The organism is Streptosporangium sp. NPDC002544, from assembly GCF_040295965.1.
In the GTDB taxonomy this organism is placed as follows: domain Bacteria; phylum Actinomycetota; class Actinomycetes; order Streptosporangiales; family Streptosporangiaceae; genus Streptosporangium.
This window is the reverse complement of record NZ_JBEOWJ010000036.1, coordinates 17,726-41,584: the sequence shown is the minus strand read 5'-3', so window position 1 is coordinate 41,584 and position 23,859 is coordinate 17,726. Positions and strand designations below refer to the sequence as shown.

The following is a 23,859-nucleotide window of genomic DNA, read 5'->3' as shown; positions in this document are numbered from 1 at the left end:
TCACCCCTGGGTGCGGGGGTCGTCGCTACGCGGCGGCACCGTGCCGTACGGGGCCGAAGGGGGCTGGGGAGCCTGGTAGGGGGGATACTCGGGGGCCTGCTGGTGCGGAGCGCGGTGCTGGCTGGTGGCCTTGGCCCAGCCCTGCTCGGCCTTGGTCTTGGCGTCCACCCAGATCGGGTTGTCCTTGTTCTTGTCGATCAGGTCCTGGAGGACCGACCTGTCCTTGTTCTCCTCGGGCAGGAGCACCCAGCCGATCGCGTAGACCGCCACCCCGAGACCACCGAAGAAGGTGGCGACGGCGAGGGCCGCGCGGATGATGTTGGGGTCCACCCCGATGTAGCGTCCGAGGCCGGAGGCCACACCGGCGATGATGCGCCCGTCCCTGGTTCTGCGGAGCTGCTTGACGCCGGAAAAGTCGTTTTCGTTCATGTATTAAGACTGCCCCGTGGCGGGTCCTCATCACATCGGGACTTCCCCTGGCGCAACCCTGACATCCACCCTGTTCGGCCCGGCAATACCCTGACAGGGCCGAACAGAGAGGAAAACCCATGGACGACCTCCTGCGTATCGACGACACGCTCTCCGAGGAACAGCGACTCATCCGCGACACCGTGCGGGACTTCGTCGCGGACCGGGTGCTTCCTCATATCGGCGACTGGTTCGAGGAGGCCACCTTCCCCGCCCGCGAGCTCGCCCCGGCGCTCGGCTCGCTCGGCGTGCTGGGCATGCACCTTCAGGGGTACGGCTGCGCGGGCCTCGACGCCGTCTCGTACGGGGTGGCCTGCCGCGAGCTGGAGGCGGGAGACTCCGGACTGCGGTCGTTCGTCTCCGTGCAGGGCTCGCTCGCGATGTTCCCGATCTGGAAGTACGGCTCCGCCGAGCAGAAGGACGAGTGGCTGCCCCGGATGGCCGCGGGCGAGGCGATCGGCTGCTTCGGCCTGACCGAGCCCGACCACGGCTCCGACCCGGCCGGCATGCGCACCCACGCCAAGCTGGACCCCTCGGGCGACTGGATACTCAACGGCGCCAAGATGTGGATCACCAACGGCTCGATCGCCGACGTCGCGGTGGTCTGGGCGCAGACCGAGGACGGCGTCCGCGGCTTCGTGGTGCCCGCGGACACCCCTGGCTTCACCGCCCCGGAGATCCACCGGAAGATGTCCCTGCGGGCCTCGGTGACCTCGTCGCTCTACTTCGACGACGTCCGCCTGCCCGCCTCCGCCGTACTGCCCGGGGTGCGCGGCCTGAAGGGCCCGCTGTCCTGCCTGTCCGAGGCGCGCTTCGGCATCCTGTGGGGCGTGGTGGGGGCCGCCCGTGCCTGCCTGGAGTCCGCGGTCGACTACTCCACCTCCCGTATCCAGTTCGGCAGGCCCATCGGCGGCTTCCAGCTGACCCAGGAGAAGCTCGCCTGGATGTACGTCGGGGTGGGACAGTCACAGCTCACCGCGCTCCATCTGGGCCGCCTCAAGGACGCGGGGACCCTCACCCCCCGCCAGGTCAGCTTCGGCAAGCTCGCCAACGTCCGCGCCGCCCTGGACATCGCCCGCCAGGCACGCTCCATCCTGGGCGGCAACGGCATCACGCTGGAGTATCCGGTGATCCGGCACATGAACAACCTGGAGAGCGTGCTGACCTACGAGGGCACCCAGGAGATCCACACGCTCGTGCTCGGTGAGGCGCTGACCGGCATCCCCGCCTACCGCTGAAGGTCCCACAGGGCCCTGACGTACGCCCTGCCCGTGTCCGGCCTGCTCGGGCTACCTCCGGCGGGGGTGGCGCTGGGGCAGGCCGCTGGGGCGCCACTCGGGGGCCTGAGCCGCCCGCTCCAGCTTCTCCGCCCAGGAGACTCCCGTGCGCAGGTAGAACCGGAGCAGCTCGGCGGTGGCGCGGGCGTCGGCCAGCGCGGCGTGGGCTCCGAGGAGCGGGATACCCGCGCGCTCGCAGCAGGCGGCGAGCGTCCACCTGCCGTCGGGGATGAAGCCCGGTGCCAGCCGCTGCGTGCACAGGGTCTCGGTCACCCACTCGCTGCCGGGCAGGTGCCGCAGGAAGCGCAGGTCGAAGGAGGCGTTGTGGGCCACCAGAACCCGGCCGGCGATCCGCTGCCAGACCTCGTCCAGCAACTCCTCGATCACCGGCGCGCCCGCGACCATCGCGCCGGTGATGCCGTGGACGTGCACGGCCCCGGTGCCGCGCCTCGGATTGACCAGCGAGTGCCACTCGTCGACGGTCTCGCCCTGGGCGTTCAGCGAGATGAGCGCTATCTCGCAGATCCGGTCGCCCCTGGAGGGCGAGAAACCCGTGGTCTCCACGTCGACCACGACATACCCTTGCCGCGTGGAGACATGTGCACTGCGGGCGGGCTCAAGCCCCGAGCTCGTCATGCCCGCCACTCTAGGAGCCGCTCCCGCCCTTCACCTGCCGTTCCGCAAACAGGTGACCGCGAATGGGCCTGGCGACGGACGTTAGTGGACACTATCCTCGGTACGCTGTCACCTGCGGGGCGTTAGCTCAATGGTTAGAGCTGCGGACTTTTAATCCGTAGGTTCTGGGTTCGAGTCCCAGGCGCCCTACCTGCGAAAACAGCAGTTGTCGATCTTGCTTTCAAGGTCGATGACAGCCATCTTTGACAGCCACGAGGGCCGGACCCCGTCAGGAGTCCGGCCCTCAGCATGTCTTTGATCACCCGAAAAGCTTCTTGGCGACCGCGTCGACGGCTGCCCGTTCGATGTCCGGGAGCACGTGCGTGTACGTGTTCATGGTCAGCCCGATCTGACTGTGACCTAGCGTTTTCATAACGGTTCGAGGCGAGGCGCCAGAGGCGAGCAGGAACGAGGCGCAGGCATGGCGCAGATCGTGAAGCCTCAGCCAGTCGAGCCCCGCTCTCTTCCGGGTAGCCCGCCACCGGGTACTGAGGTTGCCCGGCTCGATGGGCGTTCCGATCGTGGAAGGGAAGATGAGCCCGAGGTTCTGCCACCGCTTGCCCGCGGCGAGCTGTTCGGCCGCTTGAGCCCGCTTGTGCTTGCGGAGCGCCGCCAAGGTCGGTTCCGGCGCGGGAACAACTCGACGAGACCTGTCCGTCTTAGGATCGACGAACTGAAGGGAGTCGTCCGCCCGTTGAAGCGTCTGCCGTACGGCGAGCAGGCCGTTGGCGAAGTCGATGTCATCCCAGCGAAGCCCTAAAAGTTCTCCGCGACGTAGGCCGAGGGTCAGCGCGCAGATCCAAAAGGCTTCCAGCCGATCGTCTTTGATCACGTCGAGCAGCCGTTTGGCTTCTTCGATCGTGAGCACCCGAGCTTCCTCCCGACGCACCACCGGAGACTTGACGAGCTTGGCGACGTTCCTATGCACCAGCTCTTCGCGCTCGGCATCGGCCAGTGCGTTCCGGATCAGCCCGTGAATCTGCTTGACGGTGGCGGCCGAGAGCCCTGATTCGGCTTTGGCTTCGACGAGCCTGCGGACATCGGTGGGCGCGAGCTTGTCAAGGGCGGCGCTGCGCGCCGCCTCGCGGCCCTGCGCCCGCTCGGCGGCCGGGCATGCGGCCTGGGGGCCGGTCCCGGCCGCCGGCAGCTCGGGCCGCGTCCACGCGGGTCGCACACCCACCCCAGAGATCCCGCAATCCCTACACACCCGGATCGGCCAAAAGCACCACCCGGTCAATCTCCACATCAAACCCCAGGAGCGGAGGACCATCAGATCCCTCCGAGCACATCAGCACGGACTTCCTGAGTCGCCGCCCGATGACCCTGAAGAAATCGAACAGGACATCCAAGCGCTCCTGCCCCTGCAACTCCCTCAGGTCGACATCGAAGTCAATTGACTCGGCCTGATACGCGCGAAAGATCGCTTCAATCTCGGGCACCGGCCGCACCCGCAAGTGGGCTGAGCCGGCTCCCATCGCGATCATCTGGACGGCGGTGGGAAGCTCTGTAGGCCCGTCGTACAGCTCGTAGGCGTACTGCCAGCCTTGAGACTGAATGAGATCAAGAAGGGTCTGCCAGTCCTCAACGCTCGTTCCTTCAATCACCACATCGGGCAACGCCCCATTGAACTCCAGATCGAAGAAGAGCTTTACGTCATCCCACAACAGGTCAGGCATGGCACCCATCTTCTCTGCGGGACCTACCTGCGACTAACCATTAACGAACGCACCTCCGGTGGGGGCGCTCCGGCTCCGGGATGATCGCCGTATTACACACGCAGGGCCGTAGATGGCTGAGGTGGAAGCCTGATCACCCGCCCGCTATCGACCCGGGACAAGCCGAGCAGACCAAGACCACCGGGTCCAGGTCGTTCGTCCGTGGGGCGCTGCACCTGGACCCGGTGGCCTTGGCCCGCTTCCCCTTCGGGCGGGTCGACGGCATACGGGGTGATCAGGCAGGCCGCTGCGCGCAAGGCACAATTGGCCCGTGCCTCGCTTCGATTCCGCCGGAGCCGACCTTGTACCTGGACAGAGGGTACGAGTCCGGGTGACCAGTCAGCAGCCGTGGGGCGTCATCGTGACGATCATCGGTCATGAGGACATCGGCGCCTCGATCGACGGGGCAGCAATCGATAGTGCCTCCGGCCACGATCGGGCATGGCTAGTGCTGTGACCGGAAACCTTCACCGGTCTCGCGTGTAGCCGCTGGCGTCGGTTGGATGTGTCCTACACGTCCGGCTGGCGCGAGGAGGCGCGGTGGGAGAACCGGTCCGAGTACGAAGACTGATGGACGACCAATGCATTGCCGCTCTGCGGGAGTGGATCGAACAGGAGCGCTCAGGTAAGAGGGGCTGACCCTCACCCGCCCAAGTCAAGTCCTAGACGTTTCCAAGCGTGATCTTTTAGACCTGTGGGGCGGATGAGATCCATTCGCGGCAACACAGGGGGATCCAGCAAGTATGGGGATGTTTCGTAAGGCCATGCCCGTCGCGACGGCGGTAGCCGCGCTGGCGATCGTGGCGACGGCGCCCGTCTCGGCGGCGTCGGCCTCGGCGGTGACGATCAGCGTTCAGCGCGCTCACGTCGAGACGGTGAAGGAGTGGCGGTCGAATTTCACCTGCCCGACGAACCAGGTGCTCACCGGTCGCAGCCACTACGGCGATGAGAACGCCGACACCACGTATTCCTGCAGCTTCATCTTCATCAACGGTGAGCAGGTCAGGGTGTCGCTGCTCGACTGGAGTACGCCGAGGAAGGAGAAGGACTCCTTCTACGAACCCACCCTGGGGAGCGTCGCGATCGCCGGGCGGATGCACACCGGTGACGAGAACGGCATGACGCGGTACCGCCCCGCGACGCTGTTCTGGCAGGGCCGGCAGGTGCAGTTGATCAGCAAGACCTGGAGCGGCATCTACAAGGAGAACAACCACTCCTGGACCGCTGGACACAACCAGGTCATGACCGGCCGCCTGCACCTCGGGGACGAGAACGGCAAGACCCAGTACCAGTACTCGACGGTGACCTTCGCGGGCTGAACCCACAGACGTACTGGCACGAGAAAGAAGGAAAGACGATGACGAATCACCGCACGACCGTGTCCGCCGCGCTGGCCGTCGCCGCGCTGGCGGCCGTGACCATGGGTTCTCCCGCAGCGGCCGCCGATTACACGATCGAGGTCCGGGCCGGTTCCACCAAGACGATGCCGTCCGAGAAGAACTCCCAGTTCATCTGCCCGGTGAACCAGGTGCTCACCGGCCGCAGGCACGTCGGCGATGAGAACGCCCCGACCACGTACTACTGCGGAACGATCTACATCAACGGGCAGAAGGTCTACGTGCACTCCGGTGACTGGACCCAGCCCCGCAAGGAGAGCGAGGGCTATATCGTCGCCTCGGCCGACCAGGTGCTGGTCGGCAGATGGCACGAGAAGGACGAGAACGGCCCCACGAGGTACCGCACCGCCGCGCTGTACTGGCAGAACCGCCAGGTGAAGGTGACCGGCCCGATCTGGAGCGACCAGTACAAGGAGAGCAGCCACACCTCGATGGCGCCCTCCAACCAGGTCATGACGGGCCGGGTCCATAACGGCGACGAGAACGGCAAGACCCAATACCAGTACTCCAAGCTGGTCTTCACGGACTGACCCGAGGCCACGCTGCGACATGGCTCTGCTCCTGCGCGGCCAGGGGCAGAGCCTGCGCGCGGACGGTGTCCTCATCGGCGGCCACCAGGCGCGCGATCACCGCGACGGTGTTCCCCCCGGCCGAAGCCAACACGATCATCGCCCGCCGGTACCGGACCGAACTGGTGCTGCCCCGGCGGACGATCTGCTGCAGCTTCTGCCCTTCGGCGTCCATCAGTCTTCGTACTCGGACCGGTTCTCCCACCGCGCCTCCTCGCGCCAGCCGGACGTGTAGGACACATCCAACCGACGCCAGCTGCTACACGCGAGACCGGTGAAGGTTTCCGGTCACAGCACTAGACGAGTACCCCGCAGTCGGGTCCGAACTGGAGGCCGTTGTCCAGACGATCAGGCGGTGGTATCCCCCCGCATGGGTGCGTCTGACCATCCGCGCGCGCGATCTTGAGCTTTTCCAGTGGACGTGTGACTTCTGCGCCCTTCCCACGACCCTGAGCCCGGGAGGCGATGGCGTTGTTATGGACGTCCGAAGCGCCGACGGACCGGGAAGCCATTCTGTTGCCGCTCATCGCGGATGCCTGGCCTCCCGCCTACATGAGCAGAGTCTCGAACGACATCGTGTCGATCAGGTTGGCCGTGAGCTTGCCGATCACCCTGACGCTAGCTGAGCGTCGTGCAATTAGCGTGCAATTAGACAGGGGGACGAGGGGGCAATCACGGTCACTCATGACCGACCCGACGCCCAGGTCAACGGCACTACGGGCCGTGATCCATGCAATTCCCAAGCTGACAGCGCGGGCTCGATCCAAGGTCGGCGGAAAGATCAGGAGGGAGAGCAAGGCGATCGGCGACACAGACAGGTAAGACGTACGGTCGAACCACACCCCATCTGCGAGTACCGTCGTCAGCCGTGCAAACTGTCCACTTCGATCATCGGCTGCACATCACGGTCTACGAGGCGGGTGACGTGCTCCCACCGTATGTCGATCCCATTCCGGCTTGGCTGGCCGACGAGGCCTCTTGTCGCGCAGCCGCCCTGCGGATCGACCGGCCGAACCGGCCGAGGTTTACACAAGGATGCATTGCGGTGTGGCCGTCCGGAATCGAACCACGCAGCGCGGCGAGTGAAGTCGAAGCGTGGACCGCCGAGGATCTCAGAGGTGTCCTGCTTGCCGACAATCGTTCTCATCGTTGTTTCGGCTGCGGAGCACGGCACGAGGTGCTCTACCCCGTGGACACGCCCAAGGTACTAGAAGGGTGGCAGCATCGACACTCCTTCGAGTCGGGATGCCCTACCTGCGGAGCTGAGTTCGTGACATCACGACTCGGGGGGCTAATGATCAACCCCTTCGCCCCTGAAGGCTGACTGCAGCTGTACAGCCACGAGTACAGCCAAGAGAGCGAACGACGGCGGAACTCGGCGGACGTCCACGGACACCGCACCCGCAGGTCGGAGCCTCGGACCTCGATCGAATCGACTTCTTTTAATCCGTAGGTTCTGGGTTCGAGTCCCAGGCGCCCTACCACTCGCGAGCAGGAACGTAGGCCCTGACCTGGGCCTACGTTCCTGGCGATCTTTCTCCGCCTATGCAGCCAGAAGCAGTCAGATGCAGCCGTCTGCCACCGGTCCCGGAATATACGCGGAATGGGATCGACGACGTTCCCCCAGGTCAGCTCAGAGGTTTCGGAAGCTCGCGGAGCGGTTCCGGGGTCACGGTAGCCGACACGACGAAGGACCCCGAGGGCTACCCGGAGTCCTTCGTGTCCTGCTGTTGAGAATGTCACGTCGTGAGCACTTCCAAGATCCGCTTGTTGGCCACCTCGTGCTGGCCGTCGATGCACTTGGCGTAGACCTTGAGAAGCACGTCCACTCCATGCCCCGCCCGCTCCGCCACCTCCGGCGCGTGGACCCCCGCGTTCAACCAGAGCGAGACCGCCGCGTGCCGCAGGTCGTACGGCCTGCGCGCGAGCGGTGAGGCGACCTGGTCAGGCGTGAAGGCGTAGGACCGGGCTTGCTTCCAGACCATCGAGACCGTGGAGCCGGGGAAGGTCTGGCCGGTACGGGTCCGAAACAGCCAGCCATCCTCGGCGACTCCGTACCGCTCGATGTGCTCGCGCAGGATGGCCACCAGCTCCGGAGGGATCGGCACCGTCCGCGCGGCTTTCTCGTCGCGGTGCTTGAGCCCTCGTTCGTCGTTGGACTCCCCCGAGTCGGTGTAACGCTTGTTGCTCTCCGGCCGGCTCTTCTCCAGGGTGAGCGTGCCCCATCCGGTCTCCGGAAGCTCACAGTTCGCCTTGCGCAGACCGGCCGCCTCAGCCGGGCGGAGACCGGCGAAGTACATGCAGGCGAACATGGCCGCCATCATCTGGCCACGGGTACGGCCCGCGTAGGTCACCGCGATCAACAGCTGACGAGCCTGCTCGGGATTGACCACCGACCGGCGATCGATCTCGCCGCCGGTTTTGACCTTGCGGAACTTGACCTTGTGGATCGGATTTGCCGAAAGCTCCCCCAGTTCCACGGCGTACTCCAGGACGTGATGGAAGACCGCCCGCTTGCGCCGGTAGGTCGATGCAGCCGCCTTGCCATCCAGTCGCAGGGAGATGACCTCCAGGGCTGTCCGCGTGTGCTTGGGTTCCTCCAATGCGCTCAGAGACAGAGAGGCCGCCTCCAGCCACCGCACGGTCTGACGCATCTTCGGAGTGAGCACCGGGCGACGTTCCTCCGGGACGAAGGAGTGCTCAAGCAGTGCCCGCCGGATGTCCTCGTCGTCCGGGCGGCCGGGCAGATCGTTGACGAGAGCGGGAGTGATGTAGGCCAGGGTGTCGGTCATGCCCTCGCGAGTCTTGGCCGCCGCATGAGGCCACCAGGCGTGGACGTAGGCCACAGCGAGGGAGTACCAGGTGCGTGTGTTCTTGGCCTTGATCATCGAAGGTGGAAGACCGGTGTCCAGGTCGAACGCCTCACCGTTCTTCGCCCCTTGCCGCAGGTCTGACAGGAAGCTCTCGGCCAGGCCCTTGGTCTTGAAGGTCGAGGACTTCTCACGGTTGCCCACGGTCCAGCGAACGGTGTGCGAGACGATACGAGGCTTCTTGCCGGCGCCCTGGGACTTGGTGTTGGTGCGGATCTCCCAGAACTTCACCTTGTACGAGGTGGTCACGCCGCCTCCCCGAGCGTCTCAAGCCACGCTTCGAACTCGCTGCGGTAGAGCCGGATCTTGCCGTTGGGCAACCGGATGCCGATGGGGAACTTGCCGATCTCACGCCAGCGGTAGAGCGTGCGCTCGGAGACATCGCGTAGTTCGTCAAGCGGCGGCGCGCCGGGCCGTCCACCGACCCGCACGCCCGCTGTACCCGACCAACGCACCGACCATCGGCACGCCGCCGCATAAGCCTTAAGACCTATGAGTCGCGATGACGCCGCTCAGCAGCGACCCGCTCAAGACGTCCTGGGTCAACATGACGCCGGTCAGCCGGGCCATGAGCAGCAGAGCCCCATCCACCACCGGATGATCGAGGTTCCCAGCTCCCCCCTCTTCTACCGGTTCGTATCCGGGATCGAAGCCCGCGCCACTCATCGCGTCCACCAGACGATCAGGATCACTCCCATACCGCCACGCGGGAATCACGGGATCGAAGAACGTCACCCGCTCCCCATCAACGGCGTACACGAACTCATGGGCCGCATAGTCGTGCCGCAAGACCGACACGACCTCTGTCCCAGCCGACAGCACCCGCAAGACATCGGGTTTTGTCCCCTGCCAACCGCTCACCTCAATGAGCGCGCTCCACCCGTCCAGGCGCCCGACCAGAACCGTGCCGGGGAACAACTCCTCATCCATCAGCTTCCGGTAGGTAAGCGGCCGGATGCTCTCCTCCCTGGCACTCATCCGCCGAAGGACCTCGGCCTCGTCCAGCCCCCGCACCAAGGTCAGGCACCACACCTCACCCAGCCCGTAATCCTTGGCCAGCCAGGCGACATCGGCGTATGTGATCTTCACCCGCGACACTCCCCATCCGTCTTCCCCTTAGCGTGCCGCCACGGTAACGATCAACTCCGACATCCGTAAGCCCCGCCGGGTTCTATGGTTCTTGAACAGCATGTGCCTCCGGCGGGGGCACCTCGGCTCCGGGATGATCGCCAGGGGCAAGAGCCAGGTTCGTAGGTGGCTGGGGACCGGATCTTCCCGTCGCCGTCGTCCCAGGGCAAGCCGAGCAGACCGGGGCCAGGGCGCCAAGGTCGTTCGTTCGCTGGGGCGCTCCATCTTGGCGCCCTGGCCCCGGCCCGCTCCCCGGAGGGTGGGACGACGGCGACGGGAAGATCCGGCGGGAGGGGTGCGTGCGTCCGCACGGGGTTCTCAGGCCGTGCCACTCGCGTGCCAGTAAGGCCGGGGAACAAGGGGGAATCACGGGGACTCACGGACAGGGCAAGACCGCCTTTCACCTGCACAGCAGCAGTTCAGGGAGCCGCGTACCGAAATCTTCCAAACTGGTGACGTGCTACTGCAATCGAGATTGCTCTCATGACCGCCATGTATGTCGGCCATATCCATTTACGGGAGTGAACCCACGGCCTTCAAACGCAACGAGTGGACTGGCATGCTGTAGGCATGATCGAGAAGCAGCCCGAGGCCCCTCACCAGTACCAGAAAAAAGCATCGCGGTTCAGGACGTTCATCGTGTGCTCCGTCACTGCAGGCTTGGTACTCATCGGCGGCCTGTTCTTGCTTAATCATGATGATTCTCAGCAGACAGACATGTCCACCGTGCTCCATCAAATCCGTTCGGGCAATGTCTCGACCGCCAGGCTCATCGACGCCGAGCGTAGAATCGAGATTACTACAATGGACAAGAAGTACTTTCACTCTTATTGGAGCGAGGTCGGCGATCAAGGCCCAGAGCTTGCCGACGAACTCCAGAAGGTCATGCCTCCGGACGGCTACACAGTCGAGGTTCCCAAACGCTGGGGGTGGTTCTCACCGCTGGGGGTCGCCGGGTACCAGGATTGCACTTCGGGTTGCAATACAGGGGCGTTCAGAGCCGTTCAGGATGGACCGCATACACTCCATGACCTGCATTGAACTACCCGGAAGGGTCCAAGGGGGATCTTTTAATCCGCAGAATCTCGATTCGAGACGTTCGAGAGGTCGTCTACTGCAACGAGTACTGTAACAGCCCCTCACAACAGCTCACGATCACATCCGTCCAGCGCCATCCGAAGGCGGGTCGGGGACCTCTGATCATGGGTGGGATGGTCCTGGCAGCGCAGTATGGCGGAGGAGAACGCCGAGCCATTAGCGGGCGATTAACCAGGGTGACGAGGGGTCAACCACGGTCACTCACGACCGGCCCGAAGCCCAGCTCAGCCGCCCTACCTGCCGTACTCGATGCACTTCCCAAGCTGACAGCGCGGGTTCGATTCCCGTCACCCGCTCCAACGCTTCGAGGAACTCACCAGCAACGAGTATCCCAATCGGCCCCATGGCCGTAGTCCTGGACTTCGAGAATGATTGACAGCTGATTAAAGTTGTCCGGGTGAGGCTGCATGTCAGGTGAGGTCCAAGCGATGACATCGACCTCATTACCGTCGATGCCCGGGATCTTCGCGGACCTGTAGTAGCGCACGACTTCGTCTACAGACAGTTCCGTCTCTAAGTTGAAGCGAAGACGATAATCACAATGATTGCTGTTGCTGCCGGGCCGTATTGCGATCGAGCCTTGTATCTCGTCATCATAGAAATCGGTTTCCGGGGGAAGAGGATGGCTCAGGAACCGGTCGGCAAGGCCGTCCAGCTGATGATTGTGGATCCATGCAGGTGCCATGGCGAGCACATAGAGCAGAAGAAACGGCACGAAGACGATAACCGCACAGCGAATCCATCGCCGTTTCCGCCACCGTTCCCACAGCAGCATGTTCCTCGACGACGAGTGAAGGGATTCGTCCTGCGGGTCTCCTGGCGAAGCGGTTGACATAGCTACCATCCTCCCCGGGGATGATCACCGATCTTCCATCGTTCCGCGCCTGATGACCATCTGGAAGACCTGCATCCCTCGGGCGCTCCTTGATCGCGTGCCAGATGCGTGCCAGAACAGGCGGGGAACCACGGTCACTCACGGGGAATCACGGGGACTCGACCCGCCCTGACCTGCACCCCCGTTTTCCCAGCTCAGGGCAGCAAGGTCAGTAGATGATTCCCAAGCTGATGGCTTCAACTCACCGGACGTGGCAGCTTCGGGTAGTGCAGGACCTCCACGTACATGATCCGTCCCTCAACGACGTCAAGGATCAGATCACCTCTCGGCGGAAGCAGTGGCACGCATCTGTGCCCGGGACCGTACGCTCCGTCTGGCCGCTCGGCCGTATAGAAGCTCTGGCAGAAGTCATCACCGCATCCGCACTCCCCGTAGAACCGAATGTCCCAGGTGGAGACGGCAAGATCTTCCTCCCCTTCTTCTCTCAAACACGCGATGAGATCCGCGACGAGATCGGGGAACAACTCACGTACGAGCGGCCGTTCGATCTTGCTCATGTCGCACAGTCTCCCAGCCCCCTCTTCGGAAGCACCATCAAGATCCGGACCATGCACGGATTTCCTCCCCCAGGCAAGGGGGAGACAGCATCCGAAACGCCAGGTCAGAGCGTTGCGAATGCCAATAAGAGCCGTCCACTTTTAATCCGTAGGTTCTGGGTTCGAGTCCCAGGCGCCCTACCCCAATGAGCTGGGCAGGCTTCCCTTTTCCATGATCGGGAAGCCTGCCCGGTTTCGGTTATGACCGGTCCGTTGCCGCCAGCCGTCCCACAGCGCCCGTCCCATCCGGCCCGCCGCCTCGGCGAGCGTCTCCGTGATGTGGGTGTATCGCTTGATCGTGGTCAGCCGGGAGTGGCCGAGGACCGCCTGAATCACCTGGATGCCCACCCCCTGTTCGAGCAGGAGCGTCGCGGCCGTGTGGCGCGCGTCGTGAACGCGGGCATCCTTGTCGATCTCGGCGAGTCGCAGGAGTTCCTTCCAGTCGCCCCCGGATCGATCGGGCTTCCGTCCGGCGTACACCACACGAGATCCCAGTCCCGCCACCTGGCCCCCGCCGCCCCCCGTTCGAGCCTCTGAGACTCCTTGCGGAGCTTGAGGAGAACGACCAAGGGAGGCGGGATGGCGATGGACCGTTTGCCCTTGCCCTTCGGCTTGGTGAACGTCCAGCCCCGACACGGTCCGGGCAGGCAAACGCGCGCTTGGCACAGTCACTCGACCTGGACCGGCGACATCCTGATCCCGGCCGGAGCGGCGTCCGCGCCGTAAGCGTAGATCCCGCCCGGACCGCTGTCCGGCTGTGCGATCCGCGTGTCCCGCGCGATCTCCGCCGGGATGTACGACACGGCCGTCTCCACCGGCTGACCGTTGATCAGATACCGGCGCGACCGGACGATCACATGATCTTTCGAGCTGACCCCGAGCAGTCCGGCGACCCCCACAGAGGGCCGCTCCTCGGTGATCTTGCAAGAGTGCCCCGCTCGATCGCCTGCCTGATGTGATCGGCGATCTGCCGGAAGACGGCCCGATCGCTGGTCGGGTCCAAGTCCGGAAACGGCAGCTCGGCCACGACCAATTCCTCAACTCGTACATACGAGTACCGCAGTCCGAGAATAGTGATCAGCAGCCCCGGAGGACATCCGATGAATCACCACGACACGCAGCACTCCGTCAGCGTGGCAGGCGTGATCATCGACGACCAGGGCCGCGCACTCCTCACCCAGCGCCGAGACAACGGCCACTGGGAAGCACCCGGCGGAGTCCTCGAACGCGACGAGGACATCACCACCGGTCTACTCAGAGAGATCCACGAAGAGACCGGCCTACACGTCGAGCCCATCACCCTGACCGGCGTCTACAAGAACATGACCCGCGGCATCGTCGCCCTCGTCTTCCGCTGCAAGGTCATCGACGGCCACCTCACCGAGACCGACGAAGCCCGCGCGTTCCGCTGGGTCACCGCGGACGAGGTCCAGGAACTCGCATCCGAGGCATTCGCCGTCCGCGTTCTCGACGCAATGCGCCAGGATCACCCGCCGGCCATACGCCAGCACGACGGGATCCACCTGATCGAAGCCCGAGAACATATCGGCGGATCACTTCAAAAGCATGAATAATCGCTGGTCATACTGACGGGCATTCCGATGCGGATAACCTACGCAGCAAATCCTAGGCGTCATTCTGCCCACCTGGCTAGGGTCCTTCACATGGCTACCCCCTCAGTCGTGGATCTCCAGCATCAGGCACCCGATAGGAGCCAGTGGTGGCGATTGGTGCTCGTTCTCGGCCCCGTTACCGTGAGTGCCGTCCTGACGCTCTTCGCTGCGGCTTATCCCGGCGGTAACTACCTCCTGGCTCTCTTCGCCATCCCCGCATGGCTCTTGTCCGGCCTCATATGGATCTCGCTTCTCATGACCCGGGACAGCAGCCACAGGCGTAGCCCATGGATCATCGCGACGCCGCTTGTCGGGGCACTCACACTCGCCCTGGCGAACTCTCAGTTTCCAATGCGGGCAGCTTTCTTGATCTCCGAGCCTGCTCTCACCAGCTATGCACAGTCGCTACCCGAACAGGAGCGTTTGTCATTCAGAGGGGAACGTATCGGCCTGTTCACCATCGACACGGCACAGCGCTGGAAGGGGGTCACGCATCTTGGTGTCGCCAATGCCGGTGGAATGCTCATCAAGTGCGGGTTCGCTCATATTCCGGATGGGCGTGTGGAGGATCTCGGCGTGTCCTCATTCGATCATGTGACTGGCGACTGGTATGCGACGTGCACTGACTACGACTGACGCACTAGACACGGAGTCATATCACAATCACTGCCGAATTCTTATGGGTATCAAGGCGGCGGCGCGGCGCGCCGCCGCACGGCCCGTCGCCCGAACACCGTCCGGGCATGCGGCCTGGGGGCCAGTCCCGAACGGCGGCGGGACTCAGGGCCGCGCGCCGCACCCAGCACCCAGGCAACCCACCGCACCGAGCCACGCCGCCCTGAACGGCGTTGGCGACGCGACGGATGCAGCGGCAGCCGCGCAGACCAAGCGTCGTCGCGACCCAATGAAGGTACGAGGAGAGGGAGCGTGCCCCATCGGTGAACCGAGGACTGCGGAGCGCCGCTCCATCACCCGGTCCTGCGGTTCTTGTTGAACTCCTCGACCAGCTTGAGGAACTCGGATTCGGAGTCGGCGAACTTCGTGACGCCCTTCTTCGGGTCGGTCGCCACGAACCACAGCCAGCGGCCGGCGGCCGGGTTCAGGGCGGCCTCGATGGCGTCCGCGCCTGGGTTGCAGATGGGACCGGGCGGCAGGCCGAGGCGCGCGTAGGTGTTGTACGGCGTCCGGCTCTGGAGATCTTCGTGCGAAGCCCTGCTGCCGAACTTGTTCAGGCCGTACAGGACCGTGCTGTCCATCTGCAGCCTCATCTCGGGCGTGCGGTTCAGCCGGTTGTAGATAACCCGCGCGATCTTGGGCATGTCGCGCTTGTTGGTCGACTCGGCCTGGACGATGCCGGCGATGGTCATGATCTCCAGTGGCGTACGGCCGACACGCTTGGCGCCTTCCACCAGGTTGGTGTCCTCGGCGACGCGCCTGAAGCGTGTCACCATCGCGGCGAGGATCTCTTCCGGGCTCGACGTGGGCGAGACCTCATAGGTCGCGGGGGAGGCGAATCCTTCCAGCGCGCCCTTGGCGTAGGCGGGAAGGCCGAGCGCCTCACCGTCCTTGGCGGCCCGCTCGAACTCCTTCAGCGGCTTGCCGGTGGCGATCGACAGATCCTTCAAGACACTGGAGAGCCGCAGTCCTTCGTTCACCGTCACGGTGTTCCGGGTCTCCGCAGGCGTCTCGCCGGAGCCCTGCCCGGTGAGAACCCCGGGGGCCGCCGTCCGCGAGGACAGGCCCTGGACCGCGAGCGCGGATCCGACCGCCAGCACGGTGACGGCTGCCGCCGCCGCCAGCGCGAGGCCGCGGCGACGGGATCGACTCCGGTTGACCTGGAAGAACCGGCCCGGTGGGGGTGGCTGCTCCTCATGGGCCATGTCGGAAAGAGTCTCGCGCAGCAGATCCTCGATGTTCATCCGAACTCCCTTACGGTGCTCAGTTCAGGCGCCGCCTTCTTCAGGCGCTCCAACGACCGGTAAATCTGGCTGCGCACCGACCCCACCCTGACACCGAGCAGCCGGGCGATCTCGGTCTCGGACAGGTCTTCGAAGTAGCGCAGCACGAGCACGGTTCGCTGCCGGGGTGTCAGCCGGGCAAGAGCCGCGCGCATCACCAGGCGAAGATCCACCACCTCGGCGTGCCCATCGCCGATCTGTTCGGGCAGCCATCCGGTGGACACTTCCGCGGCACGGGAACGGCGCCGCCACCAGCTCACCTGCTCGTGGTACATGACACGGCGGACATAACCCTCGATGGACGCGGGATCGCGCAGGCCGCGCCACTTCGCGGCGGTCTTCGCCAGCGCCGACTGCACCAGGTCCTCGGCGGCGTGCCGGTCACCGGTCAGCAAGTACGCGGTACGGAACAGCGCCCCTGATCGATCGATGACGAACTCCCGGAAGTCCGCCTCAAATCCTGGATCCACCTGTCCTCCTCGCGATGTCACCAAGCAAGGACGCGGACAGGGCGTCGATCTATGCCGGCATGGCCGAACTGATCTGGATCAAGGGCTGCATGCCCTGGCCTGCATCATCTTGCGGGCCTCAGCCTGAAACGACTTTTTAAGGGGAGGCTCGCGTTCACCTACCAGGCCCTGCCGGACATCCGGCCGGTCAAGCATCTGCTCGACGACGGTCAGGTGATCATCCGCAGTCACATCACGACGAGGGCGCGAGTGCCAAATCCCGCTCGAGCGTCGCGACATAGGCCTCGACGCATGCCACGAAGTCGACGGCCTCCGGGTCGAGCAGCCACTGGTTGGCCATGCCGTCGAGGGTGCCGAGGATCTCGACGGCCTTGAGCGCCGGATCGACGTCCGCGCGAAGCTCACCGCGCCGCTGACCGGCCTCGATGAGCTCGACGACGCTCACCCGGAGGGCCCGGTAGTGCTCCACGAAGAAGTCGTGGGCCGGGCCGTCGTCCTCGAAGTTCTCGGCCAGCAGTACGGCGAAGAGCTTGATCAGGTCGGGTTCGCGGGCGCTGCGGTGCGCGAGGGCGACGATCTCGCGGATGCCCGCGAGTCCACCCTGCTCGGCGACGTCACGAGCGAAGGCTTGACTGAGCTTCGCACGCTGCTCGATCACGGCGTGCAGGAGGCCTACTTTCGTGCCGAAATGGTAGAGCACCCCTGGCTCGGTGATCCCTACCTGCGAGGCGACCTCGGTCATCCCGGTTCCGCGATAGCCACTGCTCGCGAACAGGGTGAGCGCCACGTCCACGATCTGCTCGCGTCGCCGCACGCCGCGAGGCGACGGCGAGACCTGTCGATCGCTCTCGGGTGCCGGTTTCGGGGCCACGGGGCGATCATACGCCAAAGTTAGTGGTCTGTCAGTTTCGGTCTAGTCAAACTTACTGAGCTGTTAGTAAGGTTCGTCCTCATCGACCAGGGCACCACCGCAGAAGGCGGTTCAGAGATGGCAACGAACGCTGACGACCAGATCACGACGGCGGCGGATCCCACCCCGCCCTCCAGTCCCCCGGCAGCGAGCACCGGCTTCATCGCAGCCTTCGTGGCCGCCGTGCTCGGCGTCGCCGTCGCGACCCTCACTCCCCTCTCCGTGACCCTCGCGATCCGCATCAAGCAGATCGATCCGGACAATGCGGCGGGCAGTCTCTCCCTCGTGCTCGGCGTCGCGGCGGTCGTCGCCCTGCTGTCGGGCCCGTTCTTCGGTCAGCTCAGCGACCGGACCACCTCCCGCTGGGGCATGCGCCGCCCCTGGCTGCTGGGCGGACTGGTCGTCGGTCTGGCTGGGCTCTGCCTCCTCGCGACCGCGGCGACGATCCCGGTGATGCTGGTCGGCTGGTGCATCACCCAGGCCGGGTTCAGCGCCCTCAACGCAGCCCTCGCCGCCCTGCTGATCGACCACGTCCCCGATCTCCAGCGCGGCAAGGTCTCCGGGCTCGTCGGCATGTGTCAGGCGGTCGGCGTGGTCGCCGGTGTCTTCCTCGTGCAGTCCGTCGGCAGCTCGGTCGCGCTCATGTTCCTCTTTCCCGGCGCGCTGGCAGCAGCAACCGTGATCGTCCTGGCCGTGGTGCTGCGCGATCGTCGCCTCGACTCCGCGGACCGCCGGCGCTACGACCTGCGCGCCTTCGCCCGCAGCTTCTGGGTCGACCCAATCCGTCACCGCAACTTCGCCTGGGCCTGGCTCGGCCGGTTCCTCATGATTACCGGCTTCGCGATCCTGCAGACCTATCAGGTGTACTACCTCTCCGATCAGCTCGGCGTCGAGACAGCGCAGATCCCCTCGCTCATCCTGCAGTCGACGCTTGTGCTCACCGCGACCGTGGTCGTCAGCTCGATCGGCTGCGGATGGCTGTCCGACCGGCTCCGCCGCCGGAAGGTGTTCGTGCTCGGCTCAGCCGCCGTGTACGGCGTGGCCATGATCGTCATCGCCACGGCCGGCAGTTGGGGCACGTTCCTCATCGGCATGGTCATCGGCGGACTCGCGCTCGGCGCGTATCTAGCGGTCGACCTCGCGCTCGTGGCCCAGGTCCTCCCGAACGGAGGAGCGACCGCCGCGAAGGACCTCGGCGTCTTCAACATCGCCAACGCGGTCCCGCAGATGGTGGCACCGGCGATCGCCCCGATCTTCCTGGCCATCGGGACCGGCACGGGCTCCGGAGGCAACTACACGTCACTCTTCATCGGCGCGGCCGCCTTCAGCATGCTCGGGGCGCTCGCGATCCAGCCGATCCGAGGCGTCCGATGAGCGCGGTCGCACGCACGCCCGGATCACGGACGGGGCTCCGAGGGCGAGTCGCCTCGGCGCTGTCTCTGCTCACCCTCCTCGGCGCCGGCATCGTCCCGGCACCCGCAGCGGCCTCGGCGAACTCGTCCGCATCGAGCTCCGCCGCGCTGCCGCTGGCGAGCACCGTCTGGTTGTGCCGCCCCGGGGTCGCTGCGAACCCCTGTAACCAGGACCTCTCCGGCAACCCGCAGCGCGGCACCGCCGGGACGCCGTTCACACAGCGATACCTCGGCAGCGGCCACGACGTGACGCTCGACGCGACGACGATCACCACCGCAGGAGCCGTCTCCGTCGAGCCCTTCACCGCCCCCGCCGTACCTGCGGTGGACTGCTTCTCTGTCTACCCGACGGTGGACCTGACGCCGAACCCTCTCCTGCAGCTTGGATCACTTCCGCCGGTCGCGAACGACACGCACCTCGCGGTCACACTCACACAGGTGGCTCGCTTCTCCAGGCTGTGCCGCATGTTCGTGCCCGTCTATCGGCAAGCACCCCTACTGAACCTGGCCGTCGGCGTGTTGACCGGCACTTCCACCGATTACTCCACCGGGGCGATGGACATCGCGAACGCCTGGACCGATTACTGGGACCATTTCAACACCGACCCCGTCACGCACGAGCGTCGAGGCGTGATCCTACTTGGGCACTCCCAGGGCTCCGCCGACCTGATCACCCTGCTGCAGCAGCGCTTCGACGGCGACACGGCGGAACGCGAGCAGCTCGTCGCGGCCTACCTGCTGGGCGGGAACGTGCAGGTCGCCAACGGACCTGGTGCCGCGCCCGCACCCGATCCCGCCTCGACCTTCCAGGATCTACCGTCCTGCGAGCGCAGTTCGACGAGCGCACCGATGCCCACCGGTTGTATCGTCGCCTACTCGAGCTACGCGAGCCCGGATGGCCAGGCACCAGCGCCCGACGCGCTCTTCGGCCGCAACACCGCCCCGGACCATCGCATCCTTTGCGTGAACCCTGCCGCCCTCCTCGCCGGCTCTGCCTCGGATGCCGCTCTGCCACTGGACGCCTACCTGCCGACGAACCGGCTCCTCGAGGGCACCGTCGTGCTGCCGAACGGGCACCTCTCGCTGGTGCTCTCCGGCTTCACACTGCAGAACCGGCCAACCGGTTTCGTCCGCTACCCGGACACGCTCACCGGGCAGTGCCGGGTGCAGTCGGACGGCTCGGGTACGGCGAGCTGGCTGCAGGTCACAGGAGGCGCCGCCCTCTTCCCCTCTGGCAGCAGCACCTCGGAGCTCGGGCTGCACGTGGTCGACTACAACGTCGCCCTCGGCGATCTGACGCAGCTCGCCGCACAGCAGTCGCAGCACTGGACGGCCACCCAATGACGAACGGAACCCAACGATGACCGCCCTCCACGAACTGACCGCCGTCGAGCAGTGCGCAGCCCTGGCCGATCGCACGATCAGCGCCGTCGAGCTCGCAGAGCACTACCTCGATCGCATCGATCGCCTGGCCGGCCCGCTCGGCGCCTTCGTTGTCACGACGCCGGAGCTGGCACTCCGGGAGGCCGCCGAAGCGGACCGGCTGCTCGCCGACGGACCACGACCGGATCGGCCGCTCCTCGGACTGCCGATCGCCTTCAAGGATCTGCAGCCGATCGCCGGAGTCCCCGTGACGAACGGAAGCATGGCGATCCCGACGCAGACGGCCGACATCGATGCGGCGGCCGTCGGTCTCATCCGCGCGGCGGGCTCGGTGACGCTCGGGACGACGCACGCTCCGGAGTTCGGTATCCCCTGCTACACCGAGACCGCCGTCGTCGGCCGCGCCGCGGTGACCCCGTACGACCTCGGCCGTTCCGCGAGCGGGTCGAGCGGCGGTGCGGCGAGCGCAGTCGCAGCCGGGCTCGTACCCGTGGGACACGGCAGCGACGGTGCGGGTTCCATCCGCACCCCGGCGGCCGTCTGCGGACTCGTCGGGATCAAGCCCGGGCGAGGAGTCGTGAGTGCCGCCCCCGCCCATTCCTTCTTCGCCTTCAGTACCGATGGCCCGCTCGCGAGGACGGTCGCCGACGCCGCGCTGCTGCTCGACGTCATGGCGGTCGAGCACACGACCGGCCTCCACGAGGTGCCGCAGCGCGCCGGGCGATCGTTCCTCGCTGCGACCGCGCAGCCACCGCGCAGGTCCTTGAGAGTCGCCGTCTGGACGGACAGCGGTCTCGACGAGCCGCACCCCGAGACCGTGCTCGCCGTCGAGCGAACCGCCGCGTTGCTCGACGAACTCGGTCACGAGCTCATCGAGGTCGCGAACCCGGCGCCATGGGACCCGTCCGGCGTGGACGCACTCTTCGACTACATCGCCGGCGTCGTGTCGAGCATGCTCACCGGGCTGCCGCCGTCGGCCACCTCGGCGCTGCAGGAGGACACCCGCTGGATGCTTGAGCGTGGCGACCGCCTGTCCGCTGCCGACTTCGTGCGGTCCATCACGGCCCTCGCGGCGCTTTCGAGCAGCCTTATCGCCGGACTGCGTCCGTTCGACCTCGCGCTCACCCCGGTGTCGAACGGACCGGCGGTACCCCTCGGCTACTTCCACACAGGTGGCTCCGAGCCGGCCGTGCTGCGCATGCTGCGGTGGTCGGCGTACACACCGCTGCAGAACACGAGCGGGCTGTCGGCCGTCTCGCTGCCGATCCACGTCACGCCGGATGGCCTGCCGGTCGGCGTGCAGCTCACGGGTGCACGCCACGGCGACGAACGGCTGCTCCTCGGCCTGGCCGCCCGGCTCGAGGAGGCGATCGGCTGGCCTGAGCGGCACCCGCCGCAGTGGTGAGACTGATGCCGGGCCTACGTGGCCGAACTGCCAGCGGAGGACGGCAGCACGCAGACGACACACATCGACAGGAGCACAGGAAGCGAAAGGATGGGCATGGTCTACGCCGAGCCTACGAAAGAGGGCTTCATCGAGGTCGGGGAGCAGCGGAGCTGGTATCGCGTCACGGGCTCCATCGGCGACCGACCGCCGCTGGTCACGCTCCATGGCGGCCCGGGCGCGACGCACGACTATCTGCTCTCGCTCACCGAGCTCGCCGGGCCGGGCCGGGCCGTCGTGCACTACGACCAGCTGGGTAACGGGCGGTCGACGCGTCTGCCCGGTGCCGAGCCTGGCTCGTGGACGGTGCAACGCTTCCTCGACGAGCTCGACGCGCTGCTCAACGGGCTCTGCATCGCGGAGGACTACGTGCTGTTCGGGCAGTCCTGGGGCGGGATGCTGGCCGCGGAGCACGCCGTACGACGGCCGGCCGGACTCCGAGGGCTGATCCTCGCTAACTCGCCGGCGTCGATGCGGCTGTGGTCGGACGCCGCGGCCGAGCTCCGAGCGGCGTTGCCCGCCGATGTCCAGGCCGCACTGCTCCGGCACGAGGCCGCGGGCACAACCGATCGCGAGGAGTACGTCGAGGCGATGCGGGTGTTCTACCGGCGCCACGTGTGCCGGCTGGATCCCTGGCCGGAGGAGCTCGAAGCCACACTGGCGGCGATCGACGCCGACCCGACCGTTTATCACACCATGAACGGGCCGGCTGAGTTCCACGTGATCGGCTCGCTGCGAAACTGGAGCATCGTCGATCGCCTCCCCGCCATCGCCGCTCCCACTCTCGTGATCAGCGGCCGTCACGACGAGGCGACTCCGGCGACCGTCCAGCCCTTCGCCGAACGGATCCGCGATTCGCGCTGGGTGGTGTTCGAGGAGTCCAGCCACATGCCGCACATCGAGGAGCCGGCGCGTTTCCGCTCGGTGGTCGAGGAGTTCCTCGACGGGCTGCACTGAGCAGAACCGGCTCATCGGCGTGCACAAGATCCAGTACGGTCGGCATCTGGTCGACCCCGCGCACGCGGGGATGTCCCCGGCGGGGGTGGTTCGGGGTGGTGGCACTGCGCCTGCCGAAAACTACATCCATGCAGTTCAAGCGGCATGTCGATATTCGTGGAGGACTCCGCCGAGCCGATCTCGTCGGCGTACGTTGAGATCCACGATCTTCCAGAGCCCGAAGCGGACACAAGCCTGGAGGAGCCGGGCAAGCTGGATGACCTGCGCGGATGACATTATCGGCAGGCACAAGGAGATGAAAGGGTTCAACGGTAATGAATTCGTGCGTACTCATCTCGCACGTGTTGGCAAGCAGTAACGGATGAATGTGTCCTGCAATTCTCGTAGGCGGCCGTGGCCGGCACACAGACATCGCCGCTCACGGTGACCCCCCATCCGTGCCGGCACTTTCGGTATTCGATGGTGCCCTCGATGCAAACGCTACGCGGGATGTCCGTGCCATCACGAGTGCGACATGCCTGATAAACAGGCTCGGAATCTCCGCAGATTGCTCCACCTCCACGATAGACGCACGCCGTGTACACGGCGGAATTCTCGCACTGCAGCAATGTCTTCCGAGCGGATCGGCATGTTGAATACGTCTCCGCCACCGGCTCCGCCGCCTCGGCGCACGTGTTCGGCCAGAGCCCGACGACATCGGCGGCCACGCAGTCCGCCATGAAGGCTTCCCGCTCAAATCGTCGGGGCTTCCCGCTCGCGCAGACGTCGTGCTCGGCTGCGGGGGCCTCGCAGGGTTTTCTGTGTGACGCGGTCGGCGAGGGGGTGACGTCCTCACCTCGGCGGCCACCATGCTCGGAGCTGCCGGAGACGTCCTTGGGGGTCCCGTTCGTTTGAACGTGCACAGTGAACAGGGCCCCTGCGGCTATCAGGATGATCGCCACACTGGCGCGATAGCGCATCCTCATCTTGGCTCACCGTCTCAGAATAACCCGCGAAGGATCAAGCGGGATTGTACGTCAATGGACCACACCTCCAGGGCGCCTTCACGCCTGTCCCCCCGTCCTCCCTCATGCACTTCTCTCTG

At 65.7% G+C, this 23,859-nt stretch carries 27 protein-coding genes, 1 tRNA gene and 1 pseudogene; 14 read left to right on the top strand and 15 right to left on the bottom strand.

Annotated elements, in window-relative coordinates:
* Positions 1-429 carry a PspC domain-containing protein gene (locus ABT061_RS39070; protein WP_350927700.1) on the bottom strand — a complete coding sequence of 143 codons (429 nt, stop codon included), beginning with the start codon at positions 427-429 and terminating at the stop codon, positions 1-3.
* Positions 430-548: 119 nt separating this feature from the next.
* Here ABT061_RS39070 and ABT061_RS39065 point away from each other — a divergent pair, with 119 nt between their 5' ends.
* Positions 549-1,706, top strand: a complete 1,158-nt coding sequence (locus ABT061_RS39065; RefSeq protein WP_350927698.1) for an acyl-CoA dehydrogenase family protein — start codon at positions 549-551, stop codon at positions 1,704-1,706.
* A 51-nt stretch (positions 1,707-1,757) separates the two neighbouring features.
* Here ABT061_RS39065 and ABT061_RS39060 read toward each other — a convergent pair whose 3' ends face one another.
* Entirely contained in the window at positions 1,758-2,381 is a 624-nt protein-coding gene (locus ABT061_RS39060; RefSeq protein ID WP_350927696.1) for a 3'-5' exonuclease, read from the bottom strand.
* Between the two features lie 116 nt (positions 2,382-2,497).
* On the opposite strand from ABT061_RS39060, the gene ABT061_RS39055 reads away from it, so the two are divergent.
* Positions 2,498-2,570: transfer RNA gene (locus ABT061_RS39055), tRNA-Lys, on the top strand.
* 109 nt (positions 2,571-2,679) lie between these two features.
* Here ABT061_RS39055 and ABT061_RS39050 read toward each other — a convergent pair.
* The gene (locus tag ABT061_RS39050) at positions 2,680-3,600 is read right to left on the bottom strand and encodes a tyrosine-type recombinase/integrase (RefSeq protein WP_350927694.1); all 921 of its coding nucleotides are present in this window, start codon (positions 3,598-3,600) and stop codon (positions 2,680-2,682) included.
* 19 nt (positions 3,601-3,619) lie between these two features.
* On the bottom strand, positions 3,620-4,096 hold the full coding sequence (locus tag ABT061_RS39045; protein WP_350927692.1) for a hypothetical protein: 477 nt from the start codon (positions 4,094-4,096) through the stop codon (positions 3,620-3,622).
* A 370-nt stretch (positions 4,097-4,466) separates the two neighbouring features.
* On the opposite strand from ABT061_RS39045, the gene ABT061_RS39040 reads away from it, so the two are divergent.
* The 3 genes from ABT061_RS39040 to ABT061_RS39030 all read left to right on the top strand — a co-directional run bounded on the left by ABT061_RS39040 (position 4,467) and on the right by ABT061_RS39030 (position 6,062).
* Positions 4,467-4,592 (top strand): hypothetical protein, encoded by a 126-nt coding sequence (locus tag ABT061_RS39040; RefSeq protein WP_350927690.1) that lies wholly within the window; start codon positions 4,467-4,469, stop codon positions 4,590-4,592.
* Between the two features lie 307 nt (positions 4,593-4,899).
* A complete protein-coding gene (locus ABT061_RS39035; protein WP_350927688.1) occupies positions 4,900-5,454 on the top strand; it encodes a hypothetical protein in 555 nt (184 codons plus the stop codon).
* 38 nt (positions 5,455-5,492) lie between these two features.
* Entirely contained in the window at positions 5,493-6,062 is a 570-nt protein-coding gene (locus ABT061_RS39030; protein WP_350927686.1) for a hypothetical protein, read from the top strand.
* Between the two features lie 58 nt (positions 6,063-6,120).
* On the opposite strand, the pseudogene ABT061_RS39025 reads toward ABT061_RS39030, so the two are convergent.
* Positions 6,121-6,276: pseudogene (locus ABT061_RS39025) on the bottom strand (IS630 family transposase); the annotation flags it as partial.
* Positions 6,277-6,969: 693 nt separating this feature from the next.
* Between ABT061_RS39025 and ABT061_RS48460 the strand changes: the two are divergent.
* Complete coding sequence (locus ABT061_RS48460; protein ID WP_502991572.1) at positions 6,970-7,425, top strand: hypothetical protein; 456 nt, start codon at positions 6,970-6,972, stop codon at positions 7,423-7,425.
* Positions 7,426-7,840: 415 nt separating this feature from the next.
* Here ABT061_RS48460 and ABT061_RS39020 read toward each other — a convergent pair whose 3' ends face one another.
* Genes ABT061_RS39020 through ABT061_RS39010 form a run of 3 tightly spaced genes read right to left on the bottom strand, consistent with a single transcriptional unit; the run spans position 7,841 to position 10,069 of the window.
* On the bottom strand, positions 7,841-9,220 hold the full coding sequence (locus ABT061_RS39020) for a tyrosine-type recombinase/integrase (RefSeq protein WP_350927685.1): 1,380 nt from the start codon (positions 9,218-9,220) through the stop codon (positions 7,841-7,843).
* Entirely contained in the window at positions 9,217-9,402 is a 186-nt protein-coding gene (locus ABT061_RS39015; protein WP_350927683.1) for a helix-turn-helix transcriptional regulator, read from the bottom strand. The genes ABT061_RS39020 and ABT061_RS39015 overlap by 4 nt, the downstream gene beginning before the upstream one ends.
* Before the next feature lie 52 nt (positions 9,403-9,454).
* Complete coding sequence (locus tag ABT061_RS39010) at positions 9,455-10,069, bottom strand: DUF6461 domain-containing protein (protein WP_350927681.1); 615 nt, start codon at positions 10,067-10,069, stop codon at positions 9,455-9,457.
* A 600-nt stretch (positions 10,070-10,669) separates the two neighbouring features.
* On the opposite strand from ABT061_RS39010, the gene ABT061_RS39005 reads away from it, so the two are divergent.
* Positions 10,670-11,140 (top strand): hypothetical protein, encoded by a 471-nt coding sequence (locus ABT061_RS39005; RefSeq protein ID WP_350927679.1) that lies wholly within the window; start codon positions 10,670-10,672, stop codon positions 11,138-11,140.
* A gap of 370 nt (positions 11,141-11,510) precedes the next feature.
* Here the strand turns inward: ABT061_RS39005 and ABT061_RS39000 are convergent, their stop codons facing one another.
* From ABT061_RS39000 to ABT061_RS38985, 4 genes are all read right to left on the bottom strand, one after another.
* Positions 11,511-11,972: a hypothetical protein gene (locus ABT061_RS39000; RefSeq protein ID WP_350927677.1), complete on the bottom strand. Its 462-nt coding sequence runs from the start codon at positions 11,970-11,972 to the stop codon at positions 11,511-11,513.
* A 296-nt stretch (positions 11,973-12,268) separates the two neighbouring features.
* On the bottom strand, positions 12,269-12,589 hold the full coding sequence (locus ABT061_RS38995; protein ID WP_350927675.1) for a hypothetical protein: 321 nt from the start codon (positions 12,587-12,589) through the stop codon (positions 12,269-12,271).
* A gap of 177 nt (positions 12,590-12,766) precedes the next feature.
* A complete protein-coding gene (locus tag ABT061_RS38990; RefSeq protein ID WP_350927673.1) occupies positions 12,767-13,108 on the bottom strand; it encodes a tyrosine-type recombinase/integrase in 342 nt (113 codons plus the stop codon).
* Between the two features lie 188 nt (positions 13,109-13,296).
* Positions 13,297-13,527, bottom strand: coding sequence for a UTRA domain-containing protein (locus ABT061_RS38985; protein WP_350927671.1), 231 nt, complete (start codon positions 13,525-13,527; stop codon positions 13,297-13,299).
* 201 nt (positions 13,528-13,728) lie between these two features.
* Between ABT061_RS38985 and ABT061_RS38980 the strand changes: the two genes are divergently transcribed.
* Together ABT061_RS38980 and ABT061_RS38975 are read left to right on the top strand one after the other, a co-directional pair.
* Positions 13,729-14,202, top strand: a complete 474-nt coding sequence (locus ABT061_RS38980; protein ID WP_350927823.1) for an NUDIX hydrolase — start codon at positions 13,729-13,731, stop codon at positions 14,200-14,202.
* Between the two features lie 108 nt (positions 14,203-14,310).
* The gene (locus tag ABT061_RS38975) at positions 14,311-14,877 is read left to right on the top strand and encodes a hypothetical protein (protein WP_350927669.1); all 567 of its coding nucleotides are present in this window, start codon (positions 14,311-14,313) and stop codon (positions 14,875-14,877) included.
* Positions 14,878-15,209: 332 nt separating this feature from the next.
* Here the strand turns inward: ABT061_RS38975 and mltG are convergent, their stop codons facing one another.
* The 3 genes from mltG to ABT061_RS38960 form a co-directional block, all read right to left on the bottom strand.
* On the bottom strand, positions 15,210-16,160 hold the full coding sequence (mltG, locus tag ABT061_RS38970; RefSeq protein WP_350927667.1) for an endolytic transglycosylase MltG: 951 nt from the start codon (positions 16,158-16,160) through the stop codon (positions 15,210-15,212).
* A complete protein-coding gene (locus tag ABT061_RS38965) occupies positions 16,157-16,669 on the bottom strand; it encodes a SigE family RNA polymerase sigma factor (RefSeq protein ID WP_350927665.1) in 513 nt (170 codons plus the stop codon). The genes mltG and ABT061_RS38965 overlap by 4 nt, the downstream gene beginning before the upstream one ends.
* Positions 16,670-16,901: 232 nt before the next feature.
* Positions 16,902-17,540 (bottom strand): TetR/AcrR family transcriptional regulator, encoded by a 639-nt coding sequence (locus ABT061_RS38960; RefSeq protein ID WP_350927663.1) that lies wholly within the window; start codon positions 17,538-17,540, stop codon positions 16,902-16,904.
* 117 nt (positions 17,541-17,657) lie between these two features.
* Here ABT061_RS38960 and ABT061_RS38955 point away from each other — a divergent pair, with 117 nt between their 5' ends.
* From ABT061_RS38955 to ABT061_RS38935, 5 genes are all read left to right on the top strand, one after another.
* Positions 17,658-18,953, top strand: a complete 1,296-nt coding sequence (locus tag ABT061_RS38955; protein WP_350927661.1) for an MFS transporter — start codon at positions 17,658-17,660, stop codon at positions 18,951-18,953.
* A complete protein-coding gene (locus ABT061_RS38950) occupies positions 18,950-20,335 on the top strand; it encodes a DUF3089 domain-containing protein (protein ID WP_350927659.1) in 1,386 nt (461 codons plus the stop codon). The genes ABT061_RS38955 and ABT061_RS38950 overlap by 4 nt, the downstream gene beginning before the upstream one ends.
* 16 nt (positions 20,336-20,351) lie before the next feature.
* Positions 20,352-21,779: an amidase gene (locus ABT061_RS38945; protein ID WP_350927657.1), complete on the top strand. Its 1,428-nt coding sequence runs from the start codon at positions 20,352-20,354 to the stop codon at positions 21,777-21,779.
* 96 nt (positions 21,780-21,875) lie between these two features.
* The gene (locus ABT061_RS38940; protein WP_350927655.1) at positions 21,876-22,775 is read left to right on the top strand and encodes a proline iminopeptidase-family hydrolase; all 900 of its coding nucleotides are present in this window, start codon (positions 21,876-21,878) and stop codon (positions 22,773-22,775) included.
* Between the two features lie 144 nt (positions 22,776-22,919).
* A complete protein-coding gene (locus tag ABT061_RS38935; protein WP_350927653.1) occupies positions 22,920-23,048 on the top strand; it encodes a hypothetical protein in 129 nt (42 codons plus the stop codon).
* Positions 23,049-23,859: the final 811 nt, after the last annotated feature.

Excerpts from the sequence above, each read along its gene's own strand:
- ABT061_RS39070 (WP_350927700.1), bottom strand. The coding sequence starts at position 429 with ATGAACGAAAACGACTTTTCCGGCGTCAAGCAGCTCCGCAGAACCAGG.
- ABT061_RS39065 (WP_350927698.1), top strand. The coding sequence starts at position 549 with ATGGACGACCTCCTGCGTATCGACGACACGCTCTCCGAGGAACAGCGA.
- ABT061_RS39060 (WP_350927696.1), bottom strand. The coding sequence starts at position 2,381 with ATGACGAGCTCGGGGCTTGAGCCCGCCCGCAGTGCACATGTCTCCACG.
- ABT061_RS39045 (WP_350927692.1), bottom strand. The coding sequence starts at position 4,096 with ATGCCTGACCTGTTGTGGGATGACGTAAAGCTCTTCTTCGATCTGGAG.
- ABT061_RS39035 (WP_350927688.1), top strand. The coding sequence starts at position 4,900 with ATGCCCGTCGCGACGGCGGTAGCCGCGCTGGCGATCGTGGCGACGGCG.
- ABT061_RS39030 (WP_350927686.1), top strand. The coding sequence starts at position 5,493 with ATGACGAATCACCGCACGACCGTGTCCGCCGCGCTGGCCGTCGCCGCG.
- ABT061_RS39005 (WP_350927679.1), top strand. The coding sequence starts at position 10,670 with ATGATCGAGAAGCAGCCCGAGGCCCCTCACCAGTACCAGAAAAAAGCA.
- ABT061_RS39000 (WP_350927677.1), bottom strand. The coding sequence starts at position 11,972 with ATGCTGCTGTGGGAACGGTGGCGGAAACGGCGATGGATTCGCTGTGCG.
- ABT061_RS38995 (WP_350927675.1), bottom strand. The coding sequence starts at position 12,589 with ATGAGCAAGATCGAACGGCCGCTCGTACGTGAGTTGTTCCCCGATCTC.
- ABT061_RS38980 (WP_350927823.1), top strand. The coding sequence starts at position 13,729 with ATGAATCACCACGACACGCAGCACTCCGTCAGCGTGGCAGGCGTGATC.
- mltG (WP_350927667.1), bottom strand. The coding sequence starts at position 16,160 with ATGAACATCGAGGATCTGCTGCGCGAGACTCTTTCCGACATGGCCCAT.
- ABT061_RS38955 (WP_350927661.1), top strand. The coding sequence starts at position 17,658 with ATGGCAACGAACGCTGACGACCAGATCACGACGGCGGCGGATCCCACC.
- ABT061_RS38950 (WP_350927659.1), top strand. The coding sequence starts at position 18,950 with ATGAGCGCGGTCGCACGCACGCCCGGATCACGGACGGGGCTCCGAGGG.
- ABT061_RS38945 (WP_350927657.1), top strand. The coding sequence starts at position 20,352 with ATGACCGCCCTCCACGAACTGACCGCCGTCGAGCAGTGCGCAGCCCTG.
- ABT061_RS38940 (WP_350927655.1), top strand. The coding sequence starts at position 21,876 with ATGGTCTACGCCGAGCCTACGAAAGAGGGCTTCATCGAGGTCGGGGAG.
- ABT061_RS38935 (WP_350927653.1), top strand. The coding sequence starts at position 22,920 with ATGTCGATATTCGTGGAGGACTCCGCCGAGCCGATCTCGTCGGCGTAC.